The sequence below is a fragment of the Streptomyces swartbergensis genome, assembly GCF_002148965.1.
In the GTDB taxonomy this organism is placed as follows: Bacteria; Actinomycetota; Actinomycetes; order Streptomycetales; family Streptomycetaceae; genus Streptomyces; species Streptomyces swartbergensis.
Genome location: NZ_NGFN01000332.1, coordinates 1 through 9464, shown reverse-complemented (window position 1 = coordinate 9464; position 9464 = coordinate 1). Strand labels below are relative to the sequence as shown.

The 9464-nt window shown below is 71.0% G+C and carries 9 protein-coding genes; 8 read left to right on the top strand and 1 reads right to left on the bottom strand.

Annotation, left to right across the window (positions count from 1 at the left end):
• On the bottom strand, positions 1-250 hold a 250-nt coding region (locus CA983_RS35180), incomplete at its 3' end, for a helix-turn-helix domain-containing protein (RefSeq protein WP_143645634.1).
• 86 nt (positions 251-336) lie between these two features.
• Between CA983_RS35180 and CA983_RS35175 the strand changes: the two genes are divergently transcribed.
• The 8 genes from CA983_RS35175 (at position 337) to CA983_RS35140 (ending at position 9426) form a co-directional block, all read left to right on the top strand.
• Entirely contained in the window at positions 337-1953 is a 1617-nt protein-coding gene (locus CA983_RS35175; RefSeq protein WP_086604803.1) for a carboxyl transferase domain-containing protein, read from the top strand.
• A gap of 14 nt (positions 1954-1967) precedes the next feature.
• The gene (locus CA983_RS35170) at positions 1968-3884 is read left to right on the top strand and encodes an acetyl/propionyl/methylcrotonyl-CoA carboxylase subunit alpha (protein ID WP_086604802.1); all 1917 of its coding nucleotides are present in this window, start codon (positions 1968-1970) and stop codon (positions 3882-3884) included.
• Entirely contained in the window at positions 3881-4831 is a 951-nt protein-coding gene (locus CA983_RS35165; RefSeq protein ID WP_086604801.1) for a hydroxymethylglutaryl-CoA lyase, read from the top strand. The genes CA983_RS35170 and CA983_RS35165 overlap by 4 nt, the downstream gene beginning before the upstream one ends.
• A 5-nt stretch (positions 4832-4836) precedes the next feature.
• On the top strand, positions 4837-5997 hold the full coding sequence (locus CA983_RS35160) for an acyl-CoA dehydrogenase family protein (protein WP_086604804.1): 1161 nt from the start codon (positions 4837-4839) through the stop codon (positions 5995-5997).
• 196 nt (positions 5998-6193) lie between these two features.
• A complete protein-coding gene (locus CA983_RS48455) occupies positions 6194-6541 on the top strand; it encodes a glycosyltransferase family 2 protein (RefSeq protein ID WP_279628492.1) in 348 nt (115 codons plus the stop codon).
• 100 nt (positions 6542-6641) lie between these two features.
• Positions 6642-7181, top strand: a complete 540-nt coding sequence (locus CA983_RS35150; RefSeq protein ID WP_086604800.1) for a hypothetical protein — start codon at positions 6642-6644, stop codon at positions 7179-7181.
• 202 nt (positions 7182-7383) lie between these two features.
• The gene (locus CA983_RS35145; RefSeq protein ID WP_086604799.1) at positions 7384-8427 is read left to right on the top strand and encodes an ABC transporter substrate-binding protein; all 1044 of its coding nucleotides are present in this window, start codon (positions 7384-7386) and stop codon (positions 8425-8427) included.
• Positions 8428-8571: 144 nt separating this feature from the next.
• On the top strand, positions 8572-9426 hold the full coding sequence (locus CA983_RS35140; RefSeq protein ID WP_086604798.1) for a siderophore-interacting protein: 855 nt from the start codon (positions 8572-8574) through the stop codon (positions 9424-9426).
• Positions 9427-9464 lie beyond the last annotated feature (38 nt).

Genomic DNA, 9464 nt, shown 5'->3' with positions numbered 1-9464 from the left:
CCGCACCCCCGTCCGCCTCCGCCACCCGCCGCTTCGCCCCGGTCAGCAACTGTCCGCTGATCCCCACCAGCAGCTCCGCGAGCATCGCGTCCTTGCCCGCGAAGTGCCGGTACAGCCCGGGCCCGCTGATCCCGACAGCGGCACCTATCTCGTCGACTCCGACCCCGTGGAAGCCCCGCTCGGCGAACAGCCGGGCAGCCTCCTTGAGGATCTGCTCGCGTCGGGTGGGGGCATCGGTTCTCGTGGCCATGAAATCAATTCTAGACAGGGAGGTTAGCGCTCGTTAACCTGAAGGAAATGCGTTAACGCTCATTAACAAGGTGAGGGGACCGCAGGATGCACGAGGCACCGGAGCTCACGAGCGCGGCAGACCCCGCGTCGGAGGCCTTTCGGGCCAACGAGGAGGCGCACCGCACCCTCGTGGAGGAGCTGCGCACCAAGCTGGCCACAGCCGCCCGGGGCGGCGGCGAGAAGGCCCGCGCCCGCCACACCGCGCGCGGCAAGCTGCTCCCCCGCGACCGCGTCGACACCCTCCTCGACCCGGGCTCGCCCTTCCTGGAGCTGGCCCCGCTCGCGGCCGACGAGATGTACGAGGGCCAGGCCCCGGCCGCCGGTGTCATCGCCGGCATCGGCCGGGTCAGCGGCCGCGAAACGGTGGTCATCGCCAACGACGCCACGGTCAAGGGCGGCACGTATTACCCGATGACGGTCAAGAAGCACCTCCGCGCCCAGGAGGTCGCCCTCGACAACCGCCTCCCCTGCGTCTACCTCGTGGACTCCGGCGGCGCCTTCCTCCCCATGCAGGACGAGGTCTTCCCCGACCGGGACCACTTCGGCCGGATCTTCTACAACCAGGCCCGCATGTCCGGCGCCGGCATCCCCCAGATCGCCGCCGTCCTCGGCTCCTGCACGGCCGGCGGGGCGTACGTCCCGGCGATGAGCGACGAGGCGGTGATCGTCCGCAACCAGGGCACGATCTTCCTGGGCGGCCCGCCCCTGGTGAAGGCGGCCACGGGCGAGGTCGTCACGGCGGAGGAGCTCGGCGGCGGCGAGGTCCACTCCCGCGTCTCGGGCGTCACGGACCACCTCGCGGAGAACGATGCGCATGCCCTGCGCATCGTCCGCACGATCGTCTCCACCCTCCCCGCACGAGGACCGCTCCCGTGGGAGGTCACGGAGGCGACGGAACCCAAGGTCGACCCGCACGGCCTCTACGGCGCCGTCCCGGTCGACTCCCGCACCCCGTACGACGTACGCGAGATCATCGCGCGCGTGGTCGACGGCTCCCGTTTCGCCGAGTTCAAGTCGGAGTTCGGCCAGACCCTGGTCACGGGCTTCGCCCGGATCCACGGCCACCCGGTGGGCATCGTCGCCAACAACGGCATCCTGTTCTCCGAGTCCGCCCAGAAGGGCGCCCACTTCATCGAGCTGTGCGACCAGCGCGGCATCCCGCTGGTGTTCCTGCAGAACATCTCGGGGTTCATGGTCGGCAAGGACTACGAGGCGGGGGGCATCGCCAAGCACGGCGCCAAGATGGTCACGGCGGTGGCCTGCACGCGCGTGCCGAAGCTGACGGTCGTGGTGGGCGGCTCGTACGGCGCCGGCAACTACTCGATGTGCGGCAGGGCGTACTCCCCCCGCTTCCTGTGGATGTGGCCGAACGCCAAGATCTCGGTCATGGGCGGCGAGCAGGCCGCCTCGGTCCTCGCGACCGTCAAGCGGGACCAGCTTCAGGCGCGCGGCGAGTCCTGGCCGGCCGAGGACGAGGAGGCCTTCAAGGCCCCGGTCCGCGCCCAGTACGAGCGCCAGGGAAATGCCTACTACGCCACGGCCCGCCTCTGGGACGACGGCGTGATCGACCCGCTGGACACCCGGCAGGTCCTGGGCCTGGCCCTGACCGCGTGCGCCAACGCGCCCCTGGGTGACCCCCAGTTCGGCGTCTTCCGGATGTGAGGGGACGGACGACGATGTTCGAGACAGTGCTTGTGGCCAACCGGGGCGAGATCGCCGTACGGGTCATCCGTACCCTGCGGTCGATGGGCGTGCGCTCGGTGGCCGTCTTCTCCGACGCGGACGCCGAGGCCCGGCATGTCCGCGAGGCGGACACGGCGGTCCGGATCGGACCGGCCCCGGCGTCGGAGAGCTATCTGTCGGTGGAGCGCCTGCTCCAGGCGGCGGCGCGCACCGGGGCCCAGGCCGTCCACCCCGGCTACGGCTTCCTCGCCGAGAACGCCGCCTTCGCGCGCGCCTGCGCCAAGGCCGGCCTGGTCTTCATCGGCCCTCCGGCGGACGCGATCTCCCTCATGGGCGACAAGATCCGCGCCAAGGAGACGGTCCGGGCGGCCGGAGTGCCCGTGGTCCCCGGCGGACGCGACCCCGAACTGGCCGACGCGGCCCGCGAGCTGGGCGCGCCCGTGCTGCTGAAGCCGAGCGCGGGCGGCGGCGGCAAGGGCATGCGCCTGGTGCGGGACCTGACCCGGCTGGAGGAGGAGATCGCCGCGGCCCGCCGCGAGGCCCGCGCCTCCTTCGGCGACGACACGCTGCTGGTCGAGCGCTGGATCGACCGCCCCCGGCACATCGAGATCCAGGTCCTGGCCGACGGCCATGGGAACGTCGTCCACCTCGGGGAGCGCGAGTGCTCCCTCCAGCGCCGCCACCAGAAGATCATCGAGGAGGCGCCCAGCGTGCTCCTCGACGAGCGGACGCGCTCCGCGATGGGCGAGGCGGCGGTCCAGGCGGCCCGCTCCTGCGGCTACCGGGGCGCCGGCACAGTGGAGTTCATCGTCCCGGGCAGCGACCCGTCCTCGTACTACTTCATGGAGATGAACACCCGCCTCCAGGTGGAACACCCGGTCACGGAACTCATCACCGGCCTGGACCTGGTCGAGTGGCAGCTGCGGGTGGCGGCCGGCGAGCCCCTGGCCATCGCCCAGGAGGACGTACGGCTGACGGGGCACGCGGTGGAGGCCCGCGTCTGCGCCGAGGACCCGGCGCGCGGCTTCCTCCCCTCCGGCGGCACGGTCCTCAGGCTCCGCGAACCGCAGGGCGACGGCATCCGCACCGACTCGGGCCTCACGGAGGGCACGGAGGTCGGCAGCCTCTACGACCCGATGCTCTCGAAGGTCATCGCCTACGGTCCCGACCGCGCGACCGCGCTGCGCAAGCTCCGCTCGGCCCTGGCGGAGACGGTCACGCTCGGGGTGCAGACCAACGCCGGTTTCCTGCGCCGGCTGCTCGCCCACCCGGCGGTGGTCGCCGGCGACCTGGACACCGGCCTGGTCGAGCGGGAGGTCGAGGGGCTGGTCCCGACGGAGGTACCGGAGGAGGTGTACGAGGCGGCGGCGGCCGTACGCCTGGACGCGCTGACGCCCGGGCCCGGCGGCTGGACCGACCCCTTCTCGGTCCCGAGCGGCTGGCGGATCGGCGGGGCCCGGAAGCCGCCCGCCTTCCACCTGCGGGTGCAGGACCCACTGGAGTACACCCCGCGCGGCACCGCCACGGTCACCGGCGACCGGGTCTCCGTCACGCTGGACGGCGTCCGCCACACCTTCCACCGCGCCGCCGACTGGCTCGGCCGCGACGGCGACGCCTGGCACGTGCGCGACCACGACCCGGTGGCCGCGTCCCTGAGCCGCGCGGCCCACGCGGGCGCCGACTCGCTGACCGCGCCCATGCCGGGCACGGTGACGGTGGTGAAGGTCGCCGTCGGCGACGAGGTGACGGCAGGCCAGAGCCTGCTGGTGGTGGAGGCGATGAAGATGGAGCACGTCATCTCCGCCCCGCACGCCGGCAAGGTCACCGAACTGGACGTGACCCCGGGCTCGACGGTCGCCATGGACCAAGTGCTGGCGGTCATCGCACCCCACGAGGAGGCGGAGGAATGACAGTCGACGGTCTCCCGATGGTGGTCCCGGCCCGGGACCTCCCCACCCGCGTCCGCATCCACGAGGTGGGCGCGCGTGACGGCCTGCAGAACGAGAAGGCGACGGTCCCCACGCCGATCAAGGCGGAGTTCGTCCGCCGCCTGGCCGAAGCGGGCCTGACGACGATCGAGGCGACGAGCTTCGTCCACCCCAAGTGGGTCCCCCAGCTGGCGGACGCGGAACAGCTGTTCCCGATGGTCTCCGACCTGCCCGTCGCGCTGCCCGTCCTCGTCCCGAACGAACGCGGCCTGGACCGCGCCCTGGCCCTGGGCGCCCGGCGGGTGGCGGTCTTCGCCAGCGCCACGGAGTCCTTCGCCAAGGCCAACCTCAACCGCACGGTGGACGAGGCACTGGCGATGTTCGAACCGGTGGTGAGCCGGGCGAAGGCCGAGGACGTCCACGTCCGCGGCTACCTCTCCATGTGCTTCGGCGACCCCTGGGAGGGCGAGGTCCCGGTCCCCCAGGTTGTCCGGGTCTGCACGTCCCTCCTGGACATGGGCTGCGACGAACTGAGCCTGGGCGACACGATCGGCGTGGCGACCCCGGGCCACGTGGTCGCGCTCCTCGCGGCCCTCGACGCAGCAGGAATCCCGCCGTCCGCCCTCGGCGTCCACTTCCACGACACGTACGGCCAGGCCCTCGCCAACACGCTCGCGGCCCTCCAGCAGGGCGTCACGACGGTCGACGCCTCCGCGGGCGGCCTGGGCGGCTGCCCGTACGCGAAGTCGGCGACCGGCAACCTGGCCACCGAAGACCTCGTGTGGATGCTGCGGGGCCTCGGCATCGACACCGGCATCGACCTCGGCCGCCTCGTCGCCACCAGCGCGTGGATGGCCACCCACCTGGGCCGACCCAGCCCGTCCCGCACCGTCCGAGCCCTGTCCCACGAGGACACCGAGGAGCAGTGATCACCATGGACTACCGCCTCTCCCCCGAGTTGGAGGAACTCCGCCGCACGGTCGAGGAGTTCGCGCACGAGGTCGTGGCGCCGAAGATCGGCGACCTCTACGAGCGGCACGAGTTCCCGTACGAGATCGTCCGGGAGATGGGCCGCATGGGCCTGTTCGGGCTGCCGTTCCCCGAGGAGTACGGCGGCATGGGCGGCGACTACCTGGCCCTGGGCGTGGCCCTGGAGGAACTGGCGAGGGTCGACTCCTCGGTGGCCATCACGCTGGAAGCCGGAGTCTCGCTCGGCGCGATGCCGGTCTACCGCTACGGCACGGAGGCCCAGAAACAGGAATGGCTCCCCCGCCTCTGCTCCGGCGAACTCCTGGGCGCGTTCGGCCTGACGGAGCCGGACGGCGGCAGCGACGCGGGCGCGACCCGCACGACGGCCCGCCTGGACGAGTCGACGAACGAGTGGGTGATCAACGGCACGAAGTGCTTCATCACCAACTCGGGCACCGACATCACGGGCCTGGTGACGGTCACGGCGGTCACCGGCCGCACGCCGGACGGCAAGCCGCTCATCTCCTCGATCATCGTCCCCTCCGGCACGCCGGGCTTCACGATCGCGGCCCCGTACTCGAAGGTCGGCTGGAACGCCTCGGACACCCGCGAGTTGTCCTTCTCGGACGTCCGGGTCCCGGCGGCGAACCTGCTGGGCGAGGAGGGCCGCGGCTACGCCCAGTTCCTCCGCATCCTCGACGAGGGGCGCATCGCCATCGCGGCCCTGGCGACGGGCCTGGCACAGGGCTGCGTCGACGAATCCGTCAAGTACGCCAAGGAACGCCACGCCTTCGGCAAGCCGATCGCCGCCAACCAGGCCATCCAGTTCAAGATCGCCGACATGGAGATGAAGGCCCACACGGCCCGTCTCGCCTGGCGCGACGCGGCAGCCCGCCTGGTGTCCGGCGACCCCTTCAAGAAGGAAGCGGCCCTGGCCAAGCTCTACTCCTCCACCATCGCCGTGGACAACGCCCGCGAGGCCACCCAGATCCACGGCGGCTACGGCTTCATGAACGAGTACCCGGTCGCCCGCATGTGGCGCGACTCCAAGATCCTCGAAATCGGCGAGGGCACGAGCGAGGTCCAGCGGATGCTGATCGCACGGGAGTTGGGGCTGATCAGCTGAGACCCCGGGTCGGCGGCCTGCGCCGACCACGGCGTGCGTTGCCGGCCTCCCCGGGGAGAAAGTCACTCAGCAGGCACATATGCTCCATGGCATCTTCACAGATCACATGGCCCCTTTCCCCGTGTACGAAATTGAGCACCGGCGCTGACCACGCCGGAGAGCGGGGCGTGCCTCGTTTCTCCGGGGGAGCATCACGATGGCCGGCCCTGCCGTTTCGGTGATTATTGCCGCGTACAATGCAATGCCTTATCTCACGCGGTGCATTACCTCCGTCGCCGAGCAGAGCATCGGCCGGGGCGCAGTGGAGGTCATCGCGGTCGACGACGGTTCGACCGACGGCACGGGTGAGGAACTGGACCGGCTGGCCGAGGAATACCCAACACTGTTCCCGAACTCGTCCTGCGCGAGCGGGACAGCGGCACGGAGTACCGGCTTCCGGTCACGCACACCGCGACTCCAGGGCTCGGCAAGGAGGAGGACGAGGGGCGGTATCTTACGAACAGGCCGGTTTCGAGGCGTCCCTCGACATCACCACCGCCGGTGACGGTGGCCTACTCCCCGACGGGCTCTGGGACATCTCCCTCGCGATCGGCGCTCAGGGCATCACCCGCGAGGTCCGGATCGGCAGCAGGCGGGACAGCGGGGTGTCGGGTGCGGCGGCGACGCACATCGTGGACAGCGGTGACCAGGCCCGTGCCGTCACGCTCTACACCACCAACCCCCACGGCAACTTCACGCTCGACATCGGTGAACGCAAGCACGAGGTGCTGCCGCACCTGAGTCTGCGCAGCGTGCGGTGGGCCCCGGGCTCGTCGACGGAACTGGAGTTGGCCGGCCGGTGCACGCCGGCCGCCTTCCCGGACGGTGCGCTCGCCGTCCACCTGGAGGACGGCCGGGGCGAAACCGCCGTCTTCCCCGCCCGCGCAGCCTCACGGTCCGGCGGTGACTTCGTCGTACGGGTGCCGGTCACCGAGCTGCCGGCCGGGCGCTGGACGGGACAACTGCGGCTGAACACTTGGTCGTTGGACCTGCCGCCGATTCCCGGGAACCTCGCGCCCGCCAAGTGGCGTCGCCACGGCCTCCCCTGGTTCGCGAAGCCTGCCCCGGGACGCGGACAGGAGTTCGCCCTTCAGGTCGCCCGTATCGACCTGGTCCGGGCCGTGACGCGCCGTCTCAAGCCGTAGGCGGAGCCCCTGCCGGAGCTTCGGTACGCCCCTTCGTGATCCGGATCACTGACCCCGAGGGCATCCCCGCCCCTCCCTCGGGCACAGGTACCAGGGCCCCCCTGGACACGGCATGAGGTTAGGCTAACCTAAGCTTAAATCCAGCCAACTGGCTGTCAGCCGTGCCCGCAGTGGCTCCGAACGTACGAAAGCAGACCCAGCGATGTCGAACGCCAGAACCGCCCGCTTCTCCCGCCGTGGCATCCTCGCCGCCGGTGGCGCTCTCGGACTCGGCGCCCTCGTGACCGCGTGTGGCAGTGAGGACTCGACGGACGGCGGCTCGGACTCGAAGGCGTCCGCCAAGTCCGGCCCGTGGTCCTTCAAGGACGACCGCGGCAAGAACGTACAGCTCGACAAGGTCCCCGCGAACATCGTCGCCTTCACCGGCGTCGCCGCCGCCCTCTACGACTACGGCGTCTCCGTCAAGGGCGTCTTCGGCCCGACCAAGACGCAGGACGGCAAGCCCGACGTCCAGGCCGGCGACATGGACATCAGCAAGGTGACCATCCTCGGCAACAGCTGGGACCAGTTCAACGTCGAGAAGTACGCCGCCCTCGCCCCCGACGTGCTGATCAGCACCATGTTCGACTCCGCGGGCACCCTCTGGTACGTCCCCGAGGCCTCCAAGGACAAGATCGCCAAGCTCGCCCCGAGCGTCGGCATCTCCGTCTACGACCGTCAGCTCACCGCCCCGCTCCAGCGCATGTGGGAGCTGGCCGAGTCCCTCGGCGGCGACATGAAGTCCGCGAAGGCCACCGACGCCAAGAAGCGGTTCGAGGCGGCCTCCGAGCGGCTGCGCAAGGCCGCCAAGGCGCACCCCGACACCAAGGTGATGGCCGGTTCCGCGAGCCAGGAGCTCTTCTACGTCTCCGGCACCAACCTCTCCGTCGACCTGGAGTACTTCAAGGCCCTCGGCGTGAACTTCGTCGAGCCGCCGGAGAAGGCCAAGGCCGAGGGCGGCGGCTGGTTCGAGAGCCTCAGCTGGGAGAACGTCGACAAGTACGCGGCCGACATCATCATGATGGACGACCGGTCCTCGGCGATCCAGCCGGCGAACATCACCGAGGCGACGTGGAAGAAGCTGCCGGCGGTCAAGGCGGGGCAGGTCATCTCGCGTTCGGCCGAGCCGATCCTGTCGTACGACAAGTGCGTGCCGTTGGTGGAGAACCTGGCGAAGGCCATCGAGACCGCGAAGAAGGTCAGCTAGGCGTTCGGTGTCCGGGGGCTTGCCGTGGTCTGCGGCTGCGGGTCCGTATGCGGCTGGGCGCGCCCACGCGGCGGAGCCGCAGATCGACACAGCCCCGCCCCGAGTCGCTTCGCCTCACCCCCTGACCATGACTCAGGAGCCCTTATGACCACCGCCGTAGCCGCCCCGTTCCGTTTCTTCTCGCTCCAGGTCGTGCGGACGAGGCGGCTCGGTCCGTCCCTGGTCCGTGTCACCTTCAGTGGGCCCGATCTGCACGCCTTCCACTCCGACGGGCGTGACCAGTCACTGTCGCTGTTCCTGCCCCACCCCGGGCAGCCCGAGCCGGTCGTTCCGCTGGAGCTGGGGGACGGATGGTGGCAGGGGTGGCGTGAACTGCCGGACGACGTACGGGCCGTGATGCGGTCGTACACCCTGCGAGAGCTGCGCCGCGACCCGGACGAGATCGACATCGACTTCGCCCTGCACGGCATCGAGCCGGGCGCCTCGGTCCAGGCCGGTCCCGCCTCCCGCTGGGCCGCCGGGGCCGCCGCCGGAGACCGGGTCCTGCTGCTCGGCCCGGCCGTCGCCGACAACCGGGCGATCCGCTTCCGGCCGCCCGAGGACACCGACCTCGTGGTCGTCTGGGGCGACGAGACCGCCGTACCCGCCGCCTCGGCCATCGTCGAGTCGCTGCCGGCCGGCACCCGCGCCCGGGTCTGGCTGGAGGTGCCGCACGCCGGGGACATCCAGGACCTGGCGACCGCGGCGGATGCCGAGATCACCTGGCTCGTCAGGGAGGAGAAGGGCCACGAGAGCTCCTCCATGGCCCTCGACGCCCTCCGCGAGGCCCAACTGCCGCCCGCCGAGCGACCGTACGTCTGGATCGCCGGCGAGTCCGGCTGCGTGAAGCAGCTGCGCCGGCACTTCGTGCGCGAGCGCGGCATCGACCGCCGCCGCGTGACGTTCGTCGGCTACTGGCGCCGCGGCGTGAGCGAGGAGCAGTTGCGGGCAGAGGGGTGACACCGCAGCCCACAAGCCCTCCGCCCCCTCCCCAGACC

Bases quoted from the DNA above. Each gene is read 5' to 3' on its own strand.
- CA983_RS35175 (WP_086604803.1), top strand. From the start codon at position 337: ATGCACGAGGCACCGGAGCTCACGAGCGCGGCAGACCCCGCGTCGGAG.
- CA983_RS35170 (WP_086604802.1), top strand. From the start codon at position 1,968: ATGTTCGAGACAGTGCTTGTGGCCAACCGGGGCGAGATCGCCGTACGG.
- CA983_RS35165 (WP_086604801.1), top strand. From the start codon at position 3,881: ATGACAGTCGACGGTCTCCCGATGGTGGTCCCGGCCCGGGACCTCCCC.
- CA983_RS35160 (WP_086604804.1), top strand. From the start codon at position 4,837: ATGGACTACCGCCTCTCCCCCGAGTTGGAGGAACTCCGCCGCACGGTC.
- CA983_RS48455 (WP_279628492.1), top strand. From the start codon at position 6,194: ATGGCCGGCCCTGCCGTTTCGGTGATTATTGCCGCGTACAATGCAATG.
- CA983_RS35145 (WP_086604799.1), top strand. From the start codon at position 7,384: ATGTCGAACGCCAGAACCGCCCGCTTCTCCCGCCGTGGCATCCTCGCC.
- CA983_RS35140 (WP_086604798.1), top strand. From the start codon at position 8,572: ATGACCACCGCCGTAGCCGCCCCGTTCCGTTTCTTCTCGCTCCAGGTC.